Consider the following 14,633-nt stretch of genomic DNA (forward strand, 5'->3'; position numbering starts at 1 on the left):
CGATGACCGCGACCGCGGTCATCGTGTTCGTGGTTGGGTACCTGCTGATCGCCACCGAACGCATCCACAAGACGAAAGCCGCCCTCGGCGGCGCCGCGGTGGTGCTCGCAGCGGGCGTGCTCGACTCGGGTGATGCGTTCTTCTCCCAGGACACTGGTATCGACTGGGATGTCATCCTGTTGTTGTTCGGGATGATGGTGATCGTCGGGATTCTGCGTCAGACCGGTGTGTTCGAATACACCGCGATTTGGGCGGCCAAGCGTGCCAAGGGATTACCGGTACGGGTGATGATCCTGCTCACGCTGATCACCGCGGTGGCGTCGGCATTCCTCGACAACGTCACCACCGTGCTGTTGATCGCGCCGGTGACGTTGCTGGTGTGCGACCGTCTCGACATCCGGCCGGTACCTTTTCTGATCGCCGAAGTGTTGGCCTCGAATATCGGTGGCGCGGCCACATTGATCGGTGATCCGCCCAACATTATCGTGGCGAGCCGAAGCGGGCTGTCGTTCAACGACTTCTTGGTACACATGGCGCCGATCGTGGTGCTCGCGCTGATCGTGTTCACTCTGATTCTGCCGATCCTGTTCCGGGGTTCGTTCGACGCCGACGCCGACCGCATCGCCGATGTGATGGCGCTGGACGAACGTGAAGCGATTCGAGATCCGCGGCTGCTGATCAAGTGCGGCGTGGTGCTGTTCGCGGTATTCGCCGCGTTCGTGACCCATTCGGTGTCGCATGTCGATCCGTCGGTGATCGCGCTGCTCGGCGCCGGTGTGCTGGTGCTGATCTCCGGGAGTGAACCCGGAGACTATCTGTCCGGTGTGGAGTGGGAAACGCTGTTGTTCTTCGCGGGGCTGTTCGTTATGGTTGGTGCCCTGGTCAAGACGGGTGTTGTGGAGGCGATGGCCGAGTGGGCCACCGATGCGACCGACGGCAATGCGCTGGTGGCCGTGCTGTTGATCCTGGTGGTGTCGGCGTTGTTGTCCGGGATCATCGACAACATCCCTTACGTGGCCACCATGAGCCCGCTGGTCGCCGATCTCACCGGCAGCATCGACAACCCCGTCCACTCGGATGCTCTATGGTGGTCGCTCACCTTGGGCGCGGACTTCGGCGGCAACCTGACCGCGGTCGGCGCCAGCGCCAACGTCGTCATGATCGGCATCGCGGCCCGCGCTGGCACACCGGTGTCGTTCTGGGAGTTCACCCGCAAGGGCGCCGTGGTCACTGTCATGACGATCGGGATCGCCGCGCCATACCTGTGGCTGCGATACTTCGTGTTGAGCTGACGCACCAACCGGCCCGCCCACCATCTTCCACGGCGAGAGGAGCCGGTCTTTTACGGATTTCGCGCGGGCGGGCAGTCGTGCCGCGCCGTATCCTGCAGGTATGCGCGCTGCTCAAATGGCCGAGGAGTATCCGGTGGTCAATCTGGACACCGACGCGCTCGACGCTGCTCGCCTGCTGGCCGAGCATCGGCTGCCCGGCATCGTGGTTACCAACGACCAGGGCATCCCGCAGGCAGTGTTGCCTGCCTCCCAGGTAGTGCGGTTCATTGTCCCGAAGTATGTGCAGGACGACCCGTCGCTGGCCGGGGTGCTGTCGGAATCGATGTGCGACCGCAGCGCGGACAAGTTGCGCGGCAAGAAGGTTCGCGACGTGATCCCCGAACAACTCAGCAAAGTGCCGGCGGCCGCAGCTGACGACACCATCATCGAGGTCGCTGCGGTGATGGCGCGGCTGCGGTGTCCACTCATCGCCGTGCTGAAAGGCGACGAACTCATCGGAGTGATCACCGCTGCGCGCCTGCTGGCCGCCGCGCTACACGACCAATGACCCACAACGGGAGTGCGAAGTCCCTCCGTGACCGGCCATGTGCGGCCTTTGGGCGCGCTTCGGATATCGTGTCCTCGCCAATGTCGGGCGCATCGGTGGTATTTCGTGCTCGGAGAGCGCGCCGCGCGGTCGATCAGTCGCCGTTCCGGTTCCGGCGTCGGATGAGGTAAGCGACGATGAGGAACCCGCCGATCAAGGCCGCAGCGATAGCCTCGCCCACAACTCCTCCCGCGACGTAGTTCGGAGACGTCCCAGTGACGATGTCGCCGAGACCGACGTGACAGTACTCCGGCATAGGACGATCCGGACTCTTTCGGGGCGAGTTCCGCCATGCTCGGCGTAGCCGCTACTCGAGCCATCCGGTTTCCATGCCGCCGACGGACGCAAACGACACCTGGCTGCAGGCAGTAGGACTTGCGGATGTTCAGGTTGTTCGGGCCGCGCCGGACGGCATCGCTTCGTCGCCGAGAGTGCTGTGTCCGGCGGTGGCGACCACGGCGCCGTATTCGCTGATCAGCCATTGGCCGCAGACGCAGCGCAGGTAGCGCACCGGGCCGTGCGAGGAGATCGGGGCGGGTGCCGGCCAGGAGCATGCGGGGCAGGTAGCGATCACGATCTCAGCCTGATGTAATGGCTTTGTGCATTTCAACCCTTACGGCGGAGCGGCGGCCGAGTTGGCCGCCCGGCTGGTGAACGCGGAGCCGGAGCAAGACCTGATCCGGTTGCTGGGCGAATCCGGGTACAAGCCGCTCGGGTCGTTGAACGCTCGCCAGCTCGCCGAGCTGCGTCGGTGGATCGCCAGACTCGACGTGGTCTTCGATAACCCCGGCGTGGAAATGCTCAACGCGCTACTGGCGGAGACCACCAGTCAGCCGTATATCTCCACGCACGACGGGCGTAAGCCGCACCTGCACTACGCGCGCGAGGATGCGCCGATGGATGAGCGGGTGAAAGCGTATACCGCGGCGGGGCTGGCGCAACTGTTCTGTGAGGATCCGAACCGTATCGGGCGCTGCGCCCGGGCGGGTTGCGGACTGGTGTTCATCGACACCTCCCGCAATGGACGTCGCCGCTTCTGCTCGACGCGCTGCTCGAATCGGGTGCACGTCGCCGCGCACCGCACACGCCACTCGGCTTGAAACGCGGCAGCGTCGCCGAGGCCGCCCCGGTGGAGAACTCGGCGGTCTTCGGGATGGCCGATGAGTATTGCGAATTCGCTAGATTCCCCTCCCCTGGTCTCCCAACTGGCTGCATAGAAACGTCACTGTGATGAAATGAGGTGCGCTTGTGACAGCTGCCATGGAACTCGCCGTGGATTCTGTTCTGCGGTCCAGTGATTGGTGAGTGGCTCTGGTCGTCCAGGTCCAGTTACGGGCAGTCTGGTGCGGTGCTGGTTCGTCGGTTGGTCGCGTTGTATGTCGGGTTGTGGCTATACGGGTTTTCGATGGCGGTGATGGTGCGGGCGGGGCTTGGGCTGGATCCGTGGGACGTGTTCCATCAGGGCGCCGCGCGGCATGTGCCGATCAGTTTCGGTGCGGTGACGGCGGTGACCGGTGTCGTGGTGCTGTTGGCGTGGATTCCGTTGCGGCAGCGGCCTGGACTCGGCACGGTGAGCAATGTCGTGGTGATCGCGTTATCGGTGGACGCGGGGTTGGCGTGGCTGCCGTCGTGGGATTCACTCGCGGTGCGGGTGGCTGCGATGGGTGTCGCGGTCGTGCTGAACGCGGTGGCGAGTGTGCTTTACATCGGGGCTGGCATGGGGCCGGGGCCGCGGGATGGGTTGATGACCGGGCTGGTTCGGCGGACCGGTGAATCGGTGTGGGTGGTGCGCACGGCGATCGAGGTGACAGTGTTGGCGATCGGATGGGTTCTCGGCGGCAGCGTCGGTGTCGGAACTCTGGTGTACGCGTTCGGGATCGGCCCGCTGATTCACCTGATGATTCCCGCGGCGAATCGGTTCCTACCAGGATTTGCGCCGCCGAAGGTCGAGCCGGTCGCCAGCGGGGCTGCGACTGCTGGCTCGAGCGGGTAGTTCGCTCCCCTGCCCTGTTCGCGGGCAACCAGTCCAGAAGTGTCGTGGCAGCCCTGCACGGATAATTCCTGGTGGCCGTCGCCGTGTCCGGGGACAATCCGGTGGTGTCTGCTCTGCTACCGGATGTGGTCGCCGTCGAAGTGTTCGCCGCTGACGCTCAGCCCGCGTTGCCGGGTGCGGCGGTGCTGTTGCGGCCGTGGTCGATGGCGGATGTGGCGGCCGTTCATGCCGTTTACCGGGATCCGGAGGTGCAACGCTGGCATGTCCGCAGTCTGGACTCGGAAGCCGAGGCTCGGGCGTTGATCGCGCGCTGGCAGGCGGGATGGACGGATGGTTCCGGTCCGCAATGGGCGGTCGTCGTCGAGGATGTGGTGGCGGGCCGGATCGGGTTGCGGAATATGGCGCCGGCCGAGGGGTTGTCGGAGATCGGGTACTGGACCGCTCCGGGTTGGCGGGGTCGCGGTGTGGCGCCGAGCGCGCTGGAGGTCATGACCCGGTGGGCGTTCGAGGTCGGTTTTCACCGGCTGGAGGTGCTGCATTCGGTGCGCAATCTGCCGTCGTGCCGTGCGGCGGTGAAGGCGGGGTTCGTGCCGGAGGGTGTCAAGCGCAGCGCCGGTCTGCACACGGATGGGTGGCACGACATGCATGTGCATGCTCGGATTCGCGGAACATAGATCTCTATACGGAAGTGGTGGCCCCGGTTAGCCTGTGGGGAGGGTCCGGCAGAAGGTGAAATCCATGAGTGCTACCACCATTGCCCGGCAGTGCACCTTGTGCGAGGCGCACTGTGGAATCCTGGTCACGGTCGATGACGACCGGGTGACGCGGATCGAGGGTAATCCGGAGGATGTGCTGTCGAAGGGCTACATCTGCCCCAAGGCGACGGCGATGGGCGGGTTGCACCACGACCCGGATCGGCTGCGGACTCCGGTGCGGCGGGTGGGTTCGTCGTTCGAGCCGATCGGATGGGACGAGGCGTTCCAGGAGATCGGGCGGCGGCTGCGGAAGGTGCGCCGGGAGCACGGGAACAGCGCCATCGGCATGTATCTGGGCAATCCGGCGGCGCACAGCTCGGCGGTGCTGTATGCGGGGATGTTGCGTGCGGTGTTGTTGACGAGAAACTTCTTCTCGGCGTCGTCGATCGATCAGTTCCCGCAGGAGTTCGTTGCCTGGCGGATGTTCGGTTCGAATGTGCTGATGCCGGTGACCGATATCGATCGGACCGATCGACTGGTGATCTTGGGGGCGAATCCCGCTGTGTCCAACGGGTCGATCACCACGATGCCGAATGCGAAGCAGCGGATTCGTGAGGTGCGCCGGCGCGGTGGCAGGGTCGTGGTGATCGACCCGCGGCGGACCGAGACGGCGAGGTTGGCCGATCAGCACGTCGCGGTGTGCCCGGGTGGTGACGTGTATCTGCTGCTGGCGATGTTGCACGTGCTGGTCGCCGAGGAGCTCTGTGACGAGAAGGCGATCCGCGCGTCGAGCACGGGGTGGGAGCAGTTGCGTGCGCTGGTGGCCGAGGCGGAGCCGGAGCGGATGGCGTCGTTTGCGGGGGTAGCTGCCGAGACAATTCGGGAGCTCGCCCGTGAGCATGCCGCGGCGTCCTCGGCTGTGCTGTATGCGCGGATCGGGGTGTGTCAGCAGGTGACGGGCACGCTGACGCATTGGTTGGTGAACACGATCAATGCGGTGACGGGCAATCTGGATCGGCCGGGCGGGCAGATGTTCGCCACACCGCCGATCGATGCGGCGCGGTATGCGAAGTATTTGCCGATGGGGTACGGGGCGTGGACGGATCGGTCCGGGACTTACAAGTCGTTCCGTTCGGAGTTGCCGGTGGCGGCGTTGGCGCCGGAGATCCTGACCGAGGGCCAGGGCCGGATCCGGGCGATGATCACGTATGCGGGCAATCCGGTGTTGTCGACACCGCAGCGCGGCCAGTTGGGTGCGGCGTTGGATTCGCTGGATTTCTATGTGGCGGTGGACATGTACGTCACGGAGACTACGCGGCACGCCGACATCATTTTGCCGCCGATTTCGCCGTTGGAGCGGGAGGACGTCAACATCCTGTTCCCGTTGTTCAGTGTCCGCAACAACCTGCGTTTCGATGCGCGGGTGTTCGAGCCGCCCGCCGACGGGTTGGAGGATTGGCAGATCATGGCGCGATTGATCACCGAGCTGGTGCCGTTGCCTGCGCGCCGGTTGACGAGGCGGGTGCTGAATGGGGTGTTCGATCGGGTCAGTCCGGTGCGGGTGGCTGCGGTCGGGGTGGCGGCGGGCCCGTATGGGGTGTTGCGGCGTGGTCGCAAGGGGTTGACCGTGGGTAAGGCGCGGGCGGTGGCCGGGGGGATCGATCTGGGGCCGTTGCGTCCTCGGCTGCGGTCGTTGATCGGGACGAAGGATCGGAAGGTGTGTTTGGCGCCGGAGGATTTCGTGGCTGCCGCGCGTGCGGTGCTGGCGGATGCGCGGGACGGGAAGGCGTTGACCACACCGGCGGAGGGGTTCGACTTGAAGTTGATCGGTCGCCGTCATCTGCGCAGCAACAATTCGTGGCTGCACAATGTGCCTGCGATGGTGAAGGGGCGGGATCGTTGCACGGCGCTGATGCATCCGCAGGATGCGGCCGCGCGCGGGTTGGGTGACGGTGAGCGGGTGACAGTGCGTTCGCGGACCGGGTCGATCGTGGTGGCTTTGGAGGTCAGCGACGACATCCGGGTGGGTACGGTGGCGATTCCGCATGGGTGGGGGCATCAGGAGCCGGGTGTCGGCTGGACAGTGGCGGCGTCGCTGCCGGGAGCGAATGTGAACCTGTTGCACGATCCGGCGTTGACGGACACGTTCTCCGGGGCCGCGGCGGTGAACAACACGTGGGTGGCCGTGACGCGTGCGCCCCTCGAGTCCGGCGATCGCGACCGGGTGAGCGAGCCGGAGCCCGCGCCGACCGACTGAGCTGCGCACTGCGTCTCGGTGGGGTGTGGCATCTGCCGCCGCTCTCAGCGTGTTTGTACCGGGGCGCGACAGGGGACGCGCCGCACTGCCGTGGGGAACGGTCGCAGGGCCGATGGTCAGGCGGGTTCGATGCGGGCGGGGACGTGTTTGTGCCAGGGGGTGCCTGCGATGGCGTCGCGCCAGGTGAGGTCGGTGAGTTCGTTGGCGGCGACGCCGACGCGCTGGGTGCCGTCGTCGGCGGGGAGGTCGAGGCCGAGTCCGTTGGGCAGGGAGGCGTGACCTGGTTGCATGCGGTCGGTGATTTCGACGGCGGCGACGGCGCTGCCGCGGCGGGTGGTGATGCGGGCGCGGGCGCCGGTGGTGAGGCCGAGGCGGGTGGCGTCGTCGGGGTTGAGGCGCAATGCGCCTTCGGGGTCGCGGCGACGCCAGCTGTTGTCGCGGAAGATGGTGTTGGCGGTGAAGGAGCGGCGCTCCCCCGCGGCGAGGACGAACGGGAATTCCGCGGTGGTGTGGGTGGCGGGTGTGGTAGCGAGTTCGCGTAGGGCCTGCAGGAGTTCCGGGATGGCCAGGGGGATGCGTTTGTCGGGGTGTGGCAGGTAGTCCCAGGCGTCGGTGTAGTTGTCGACGGTGAAGGTGACCCCGGATCGGTTGGTGAGGATCGCGTCGAACAAGGCGTCGGCGTCGCGGTGTCCGGCGCGGCGCATCGCTGCCGGATAGACCTTGGCGACGCGTTGGGTCAGCGCCCACAACAGTGCCGCGGAGCGGGCGCCGTCGGGCAGGGTGGGGCCGAGAGTTTCGTACAGCACGTAGGGGGCCAGTCCGCCGAGGGATTTGTCGGCGGCCAGCAGTGCGGCGAAGGTCCAGGCGTAGGGGCGTCGTCCGAGTTTCGCCGCGGCGCGCAGCAGGCGGAGTTTGCCGCGGCCGACGACGCCGAGTTCGCGCAGCAGCCGGGCGTAGATCTCGGGTTCGGGCAGGGTGCCGGGCAGCGGGTCGAGGACGGGGGCGCGTAGGTGGAAGGTGTTGCGCGGGAACTCGAGGTTGAAGAAGGTGGCTTCCCATTTCTCGAATTGGCTGGCGGCGGGCAGGACGTAGTCGGCATGTCTGGCGGTTTCGGTGAGTGCGACATCGATGACGACGACCAGGTCGAGTGCGTCCAGTGCGTCGCGGAAGGCGGCCGAGTCGGCCAGAGAGTGGGCCGGGTTGGCGGATTCGATGATCATCGCGCGGAACCGGTCGGGGTGGTCGGTGCGGATCTCTTCGGCGATGCTGTTGCACGGCAGCATGCCGCCGAAGAGGGGGGCACCGGTGACAGGGCTGCGCTTGACCTCGCGGCGGTAGCCGGCCAGGGGCGCCATCCATGAATGGGGTTGCATGCCGCCCGGGGTGGCGAAGTTGCCGGTGAGCAGCCACAGCAGTTTGTTCAGGTAGGAGATCAGGGTGCTGTTGGGGCTTTGCTGGATGCCGAGGTCTTCGTAGGTGGCGACGCTGACGGCGGTGCCGATGCGGTGGGCGGTGCTGCGCAGCAGGTGTTCGGGGACGCCGCAGATTTCCGCGTGAGCGGCGACGTCGATGTGGGTGAGGTCGGCGAGGACGGTGCCGGATCCGGTGGTGTGCTCGGTGAGGAAGGTGTGGTCGATGAGGTCGTCCTGGGCGAGGATCGCGAGCAGGGCGGACAGGCACCAGGCGTCGGTGCCGGGGCGCACCTGGAGATGGATGTCGGCGAGGTCGGCGGTTTCGGTGCGGACCGGGTCCACGACGATCATGGTGCGGGCGGGATCTTTGGCGATCTGTTGCAGGACGGTGCGGGCGCGTGGGACGCCGTGTGACTGCCAGGGGTTCTTGCCGAGGAAGATCGAGACTTCGGCGTGCTCGAAGTCGCCGGTGGTGTGTCCGCCGGTGAGGTGGGTGTCGACCCAGCCTTCGCCGGTCTTCTCCTGGGCCAGGGCGCTGGAGCGGTAGCGGCTGCCGAGGGCGCGGCGCAGGGCGGTGCTGTAGGCGCCGCCGAGGTGATTGCCTTGTCCCCCGCCGCCGTAGTAGAAGATCTTGTCACCGCCGTAGCTGTCCTTGACTTCGGTCAGTTTTGTGGCGACTTCGGAAATCGCGGTGTCCCAGTCGATTTCGGTGAAGCTGCCGTCGGGTTCGCGGCGCAGCGGGGTGGTGAGTCTGGTGCCGCCGTTCTGGTAGTGGTCCAGCCGCAGCGCTTTGTTGCAGGTGTAGCCGGCGGAGGCGACGTGGTCTTTGTCGCCGCGGATCTTGGCGAAGCGGCGGTCCTCGAGCTGGATGAGCAGTCCGCAGTTGTTCTCGCAGAGGATGCAGGCGGTCTTGTGCCATGTCCCGGTGGCCGAAGGTGTGGTGGGTGTGGTCATTTGCTCACCTGATCTACGCGGGTGCCGTCGAGCCATGGTTTCGGGTCGGCGAGGAATGGGGTGTCGGCGAGGCGGTCGAGGTCCTCGAAGAAAGCTTGGGTGGTGCGGGCGGCTGCGGCGGTGGTGCCGACGGAGACGAATCCGGCCTGTTCGGCATCCAGGCCGCGGGAGAGCGATTTGTCGGTGCCGAAGTAGACGGCGCGTTTGAGCTCGGCGATGACGACGGGGTTGCGGGCGGCCAGCCGGGCCGCGGTCGCCTGGGTTTCGGCGAGGAGTTCGTCTTCGGCGACCACGCGGTGGACCAGTCCGAGACGCAGGGCTTCCGCGGCGGTGAGGGGTGCGCCTTCGAGGGTGATCTCGATGGCTTTGGCGGCGCCGAGGAGACGGGTCAGGCGTTGGGTCGCTCCGCCGCCGGGAATGAGGTTGGCCAGTGTTTCGATCTGGCCGAGGCGTACGTGGTCGGCGTCGGCGGCGTATCGCAGGTCGCAGGCCAGGGCGATCTCGTGGCCGCCGCCGAGCGCGGGTCCGTTGATGGCGGCGAGGTAGGCGACGCCGGAGCGGTTCATCCGCAGGGTGGTGCGTTTCCAGCGGTAGCCCCAGACCAGTCCCGCGCCGAGTCCTCCGCCGCGGCGTTCGACCAGTGCTGCCGCGCCGGGCAGGCGCAGCGCGGCCGCGGTGGCGCGCAGGAATGGTGCCGCGGCGCGGGCGGGGATGAACGGGTGTGGCAGTTCGATCATGCCGGTCAGGGCGGCGGGGTCGGCATGGGTGAGGAAGCGGCCGGGTAGGCCGCCGGTGAGCACGACGGCGCCGACCGTGTCGTCGGCGTCGACCGCGGCGGTGAAGGTGTCGAGATCCCGGACGACCGCCGGGGTGACGAAGTTCCACGGTGGGGCGACGACTCGTGCGGTGAGCACTCGCCCGTCTCGTTCGAGTTCGATGGTCTCCAGGTGCAGGTCGGCGGCGGACATCGGCGGCTCCTTCGGTGCGCATGTCAGCGGTCGGAACGCGAGAGGGTGCCCGCGCGAGCGTGATTCAGGGGGTGCGCGGCCAGGTACCCGACTATGGCATACACCATAATGGGTGTGTCAAGAGGTCATGGCCGGGTCGGGTGGTTGCGGCTGCCGGCGTTCGCCGGGATCACGGCGAAGACCTCGCGAGGGTGCGAGGTCAGCAGGCGGTCACCAGGTGGCGCAGCTCGCGCACGGCGTCGTCGAGTGGAGCGATGTCGCGGTGGACGCGGCACAGGGCGATCGCGCCCTCGAACGCGGCGACCGTCAGGGTGGCCAGGCGCAGCGCGCGGTCGGCAGGCACGTCGTGGCGCTGCAGCATCTCGGTGAGCGCGCGTTGCCAGCGGTGGAAGACCTCCCCGGCGAGGCGGGCGAATTCCGGTGCGTCGTCGTTGGTTTCGACGGCGACGGCGAAGATCGGGCAGCCCGCGCGGAAGTCGCTGTCGAGCAGGGTGCGCCGCCACATCGCCGCGAACCGGTCCAGGGCGGTGGCGGGGTCGTTGTCGTGGGTGAGGCGCTCGATGAAGGCCGACATCAGCTCCCCCGCGGTGGTGACCGCGTCGGTGATCAGCTCGGTGCGTCCACCGGGAAAGTGGTGATACACCGAGCCGCGTGGCGCGCCGGTGGCCGCGAGTACCCGGTCCACGCTGGTGGCGCTGGCGCCGTGCACGCGCAGCGAGTCGATCGCGCCGTCGACCATCCGCCGCCGCGCGTCCCCCGGCCGGGTGCGTGGGGAACTGTCGCTGCGGGATCGGCGTGTCGCTGCCATACCGCCATATTATGGCCTCTGCCATAAAGGCCGACGTTCCGGGGCCGGTCGCTGGACGGACCTGTGACCGGCTCCGGCTTGCCGCGGTCACGAGGTGGGCTTGTGCACCCGGTTGCCGTGGAATTCCAGCAGTGCCGCGAGGGTCTGCTCGGGCGCTTCCAGTTGCGGGTAATGGCCGATGCGCGGCAGTTCCACCACGTCGGGGTCGGGGATCAGCTGGCGGTAGCGGCGCACCATGTGAGCGCCGGACACCGGATCGGCGGGCCCGTCGACGAGCCGGATCGGGACGTGCGCGTGCTGCAGCGCGCCCACCCAGCGCTGCCGGTGCTTGCGGCGTTCGCCCATGTAGCGGATCAGCTTGTGGCCGTTGCGTTTACCGTGTTTGCTGCACCACAGCAGCCAGAACTGGTGGAGTTCGGCGTCGGTGGGTTTGGTGTCGGGCCCGAACACCGCGGCCAGGCTGCGGTGGAAGGTGCGTTCGGTGCCGAGCACGCCGACGAGCGGTCCGAGCGGACTGGCCAGCAGCCGCTGCACCAGCCGCGCGCGGTGGGTTTCGGGGAACAGGCCGCCGTTGAGCAGGCACACCGATTCCAGCACCAGCGACTCGTCACCGGCCGCGCGGCGTTCGGCGTCGCGCGCCAGCAGTTCCTGGGCGACGGTGTCGCCGTAGTCGTGGGCGAGCACGTGGAATCGGTGGATGCCCTGGTCGCGCAGCAGGTTCTCGTGCAGGTCGGCCTGGTCGGCGATGCGGTAGTCGTAGTTGAGTGGTTTGGCCGACCAGCCGAAGCCGATCATGTCCGGGGCGATGACCCGCGCGAAGCGTTCGCACAGGCTGGGCCAGATCCGGTGCCAGTCCCAGGACGCGGTGGGGAATCCGTGGATGCACACCAGCGTCCCGTCCGGCCCGCCGCCGCCGTCGCGCCAGAAGATCTGGTGGCCGCGATGTGTGAGACGTCGTCCGTTCGCCCGCCAGGCCGCGAACTCCTCCATGTCTACCTCCTCGTCGCCGACAAGCATGGCGCGTATGAGCGCCCGGGCACAGCAGTTCGGTGGACCGCGCACATGTCATGTACCGCGCGGGCCGTTTGCCGATCGTGCGCTCTGCGAGAATTCCACTGTGGACGTCGCGATCGGCCTGGTTGTTCTCGTTGCGTCAGCGGCCGCGTTGGCGGCGCTGGCGCGGCGGTTCGGGATATCCGAGCCGCTGATTCTGACACTGGCCGGGGTGGCGGCGTCGTATCTGCCGTTCGTGCCGGAGATCCACCTGGAGCCGGAGATCATTCTGCTCGGTTTCCTGCCTCCTTTGCTGTATACCGCCGCGATTCGCACGTCACTGGTGGATTTCCGGGCCAATATGCGCACGATCGCGCTGCTGTCGGTGGGGCTGGTGCTGTTCACCACGTTCGTTGTGGCGGTGGTGGTGTGGTGGCTGCTGCCGGTGCCGTTCGCGGTCGCGGTCGCGCTGGGGGCGGTGGTGGCTCCGCCGGACGCGGTGGCCGCGACGGCGGTGGCGCGCCGGATCGGGATGCCGCGGCGGATCGTGACGATCCTGGAGGACGAGTCGTTGTTCAATGACGCCACCGCGCTGGTGGCGTTGCGGACCGCGTTGGCGGCCACGGCGGGGACAGTGTCGATATGGGCGGCGGGCGCCGACTTCGCGCTCGCGGCCGGTGGCGGCGCGGCGGTCGGGATCGTCGTGGCCTACCTGCTGGCGATGCTGCGGCGCCGCATCACCGATCCGGTGCTGGATACGACGTTGTCGTTTCTCGCGCCGTTCGTAGCGTATCTGCCTGCCGAGGGCATCCACGCCTCGGGGGTGATCGCGGTGGTCACCTGCGGCATGATTCTCGGGCACAATGCGCCGGTGTGGCAGAGCGCGGCGTCGCGGATCGCCGAGCGCATCAATTGGCGGACCATCCAGTTCATTCTGGAGTGTGCGGTGTTCGTCCTGATCGGGTTGCAGGTGCGCGCGATCGTAGAAGGTGCCTGGGACAGCGGGCTCGATCATCGCACCCTGGTGCTCACGGCGCTGGCGGTGCTGGCGGCGACCATGCTGGCGCGGCCGGTGTGGGTATTCGGTTCGTCGCTGCTGTCACACAGTCTCGGGATGGGCGCGGCGGTGCCGCCGAGTCATCTGGTCGTCGTGTCGTGGGCGGGGATGCGTGGCGTGGTGACGTTGGCGGCGGTGTTGCTGCTGCCGCAGGACACTCCGCAGTTGCCGGTGCTGAAACTGCTGGCGCTGGTGGTGGTGGCGGGAACGTTGCTGCTGCAAGGCACGTCGCTGCCGTGGCTGGTGCGGTGGCTGCGGTTGCGCGGGCCCAGCCGCGCCGAGGACGCGTTGCAGAAAGCCAATGTGATGCAGCAGGCGACCGCGGCGGGTTTGGCTGTGCTCGAGACGCGAATTACGCCCGACACGCCGCCCGGTGTGGTGGAGGCGTTGCGCGACCGGGTCACCTGGAAGACCAACGCGGCCTGGGAGCGGCTAGGGCGGGCGGAATCGGAACTGGTCACGCCCACCGCCGAGTACCGGCGGCTGCGGTTGGAGATGTTGCGCGCCGAACGGGAAACCGTCTTGCGGGTGCGGGATTCGGGCACGGTGGATTACGAGATCCTGCAATACGTGCTGGCCCGGCTGGATCTGGAAGAGTCGATGATCGACCGCTATGACGAGACCGAGGAAGAGCTGGTCGAACCGCTGGCGGCGCCGTCGGCCGACGACACCTGCGAGCATCTGAGTTCCGCGCCCCTGGTACGGGCGAACGCCGGGCCCGATGAATGTGCCGAATGTGTCGCGGAGGGACACGCCTGGGTGCATCTGCGAATGTGTTTGTCGTGCGGGCACGTTGCCTGCTGTGATTCCTCGCCGGGGAACCATGCGACCAAGCATTACGCCAGCAGCGGGCATCCGGTGATGCGCAGCGTGGAGCCGGGCGAGGCGTGGCGGTGGTGCTATGTCGACGAGCTGCTGGGGTAGCGCGCGGGGTTCAGCGGCGGGCGTGGGAGTAGATCAGGCGCGCGTACTCGGCCAGCAGCCCGTCCAGTGACAGGTCTTCGCCGCCTGCGGCGATCTGCTGGTAGCCGACGAGCATCGCCATGCCCAGCGAGGTGACCACCGCGGCGGTGTCGTCGTCACCGACGACCCCTTTGACCGCCTTGTGCACGGTGCGCCTGCGGGATTCGTCGACGCGTTTGAGGGCGAGATTGACCGATTCGTCGTTGGCGGCCCAGGCGCGGATCGCGGCTTCGGCGGAGTGGTGCAGTCCGGCGGCGAGGTCGGACATGGCGCGGATGTCGTCGTCGGGGTTGCCCTGGTTGAACGGCATCGTCCCCAGGATGCGCACCTGGCGGTTCTCCCAGTGGTCGAGCAAGGCGTCGACGAATCCTTGCCAGCTGCCGAAGTGGTGGTAGAACGATCCGCTGGTGACGCCGAGCCGGCGACAGAGCACGCCGATGTTCAGGCCCTTGAAGCCGAATTCGGCGAGCACCTCCAAGCCGGTGGCGAAGTACTGCTCCTTGGTGACCACACGTGACATTCGCGGCGCCGTTCTCTTCGTTCGGGCAGGGAGGGTGAGGGACCGAACAGTACCCCATCGTAGCGTCGCCGGGACTGAGCCGGGCGAAGTACCGAGGCGTACCCCAAATACCCCGCAGTACCTGTTACCAGCTGA

At 67.3% G+C, this 14,633-nt stretch carries 13 protein-coding genes; 7 read left to right on the forward strand and 6 right to left on the reverse strand.

Annotation, left to right across the window (positions count from 1 at the left end; genetic code table 11):
- The first annotated feature begins 2 nt into the window (after nt 1-2).
- Together OHA40_RS29840 and OHA40_RS29845 are read left to right on the forward strand one after the other, a co-directional pair.
- Nucleotides 3-1,292: an ArsB/NhaD family transporter gene (locus OHA40_RS29840; RefSeq protein ID WP_330230168.1), complete on the forward strand. Its 1,290-nt coding sequence runs from the start codon at nt 3-5 to the stop codon at nt 1,290-1,292.
- A 100-nt stretch (nt 1,293-1,392) separates the two neighbouring features.
- Nucleotides 1,393-1,839, forward strand: a complete 447-nt coding sequence (locus OHA40_RS29845; RefSeq protein ID WP_330230169.1) for a CBS domain-containing protein — start codon at nt 1,393-1,395, stop codon at nt 1,837-1,839.
- 424 nt (nt 1,840-2,263) lie between these two features.
- On the opposite strand, the gene OHA40_RS29850 is transcribed toward OHA40_RS29845, so the two are convergent.
- Nucleotides 2,264-2,452, reverse strand: coding sequence for a hypothetical protein (locus tag OHA40_RS29850; RefSeq protein WP_330230170.1), 189 nt, complete (start codon nt 2,450-2,452; stop codon nt 2,264-2,266).
- 25 nt (nt 2,453-2,477) lie between these two features.
- On the opposite strand from OHA40_RS29850, the gene OHA40_RS29855 reads away from it, so the two are divergent.
- The 4 genes from OHA40_RS29855 to OHA40_RS29870 all read left to right on the forward strand — a co-directional run bounded on the left by OHA40_RS29855 (nt 2,478) and on the right by OHA40_RS29870 (nt 6,823).
- Complete coding sequence (locus OHA40_RS29855) at nt 2,478-2,978, forward strand: CGNR zinc finger domain-containing protein (RefSeq protein ID WP_330230171.1); 501 nt, start codon at nt 2,478-2,480, stop codon at nt 2,976-2,978.
- 194 nt (nt 2,979-3,172) lie between these two features.
- Nucleotides 3,173-3,871, forward strand: coding sequence for a membrane protein YczE (yczE, locus tag OHA40_RS29860; protein ID WP_442943843.1), 699 nt, complete (start codon nt 3,173-3,175; stop codon nt 3,869-3,871).
- A gap of 104 nt (nt 3,872-3,975) precedes the next feature.
- Nucleotides 3,976-4,545, forward strand: a complete 570-nt coding sequence (locus OHA40_RS29865; protein ID WP_330230172.1) for a GNAT family N-acetyltransferase — start codon at nt 3,976-3,978, stop codon at nt 4,543-4,545.
- A gap of 64 nt (nt 4,546-4,609) precedes the next feature.
- A complete protein-coding gene (locus OHA40_RS29870) occupies nt 4,610-6,823 on the forward strand; it encodes a molybdopterin oxidoreductase family protein (RefSeq protein ID WP_330230173.1) in 2,214 nt (737 codons plus the stop codon).
- Nucleotides 6,824-6,939: 116 nt separating this feature from the next.
- Here OHA40_RS29870 and OHA40_RS29875 read toward each other — a convergent pair whose 3' ends face one another.
- The 4 genes from OHA40_RS29875 to OHA40_RS29890 all read right to left on the reverse strand — a co-directional run bounded on the left by OHA40_RS29875 (nt 6,940) and on the right by OHA40_RS29890 (nt 11,955).
- The gene (locus tag OHA40_RS29875; protein WP_330230174.1) at nt 6,940-9,189 is read right to left on the reverse strand and encodes a molybdopterin-dependent oxidoreductase; all 2,250 of its coding nucleotides are present in this window, start codon (nt 9,187-9,189) and stop codon (nt 6,940-6,942) included.
- A complete protein-coding gene (locus tag OHA40_RS29880) occupies nt 9,186-10,157 on the reverse strand; it encodes an enoyl-CoA hydratase/isomerase family protein (protein WP_330230175.1) in 972 nt (323 codons plus the stop codon). The genes OHA40_RS29875 and OHA40_RS29880 overlap by 4 nt, the downstream gene beginning before the upstream one ends.
- Nucleotides 10,158-10,356: 199 nt before the next feature.
- Nucleotides 10,357-10,965 carry a TetR/AcrR family transcriptional regulator gene (locus OHA40_RS29885; protein ID WP_330230176.1) on the reverse strand — a complete coding sequence of 203 codons (609 nt, stop codon included), beginning with the start codon at nt 10,963-10,965 and terminating at the stop codon, nt 10,357-10,359.
- 87 nt (nt 10,966-11,052) lie between these two features.
- Nucleotides 11,053-11,955 (reverse strand): alpha/beta fold hydrolase, encoded by a 903-nt coding sequence (locus OHA40_RS29890; protein WP_330230177.1) that lies wholly within the window; start codon nt 11,953-11,955, stop codon nt 11,053-11,055.
- Between the two features lie 127 nt (nt 11,956-12,082).
- On the opposite strand from OHA40_RS29890, the gene OHA40_RS29895 reads away from it, so the two are divergent.
- A complete protein-coding gene (locus tag OHA40_RS29895) occupies nt 12,083-13,939 on the forward strand; it encodes a Na+/H+ antiporter (RefSeq protein ID WP_330230178.1) in 1,857 nt (618 codons plus the stop codon).
- Between the two features lie 10 nt (nt 13,940-13,949).
- On the opposite strand, the gene OHA40_RS29900 is transcribed toward OHA40_RS29895, so the two are convergent.
- Nucleotides 13,950-14,498, reverse strand: a complete 549-nt coding sequence (locus tag OHA40_RS29900) for a TetR/AcrR family transcriptional regulator (protein ID WP_330230179.1) — start codon at nt 14,496-14,498, stop codon at nt 13,950-13,952.
- Between the last annotated feature and the right edge of the window lie 135 nt (nt 14,499-14,633).

The organism is Nocardia sp. NBC_00508 (assembly GCF_036346875.1).
Classification (GTDB): domain Bacteria; phylum Actinomycetota; class Actinomycetes; order Mycobacteriales; family Mycobacteriaceae; genus Nocardia.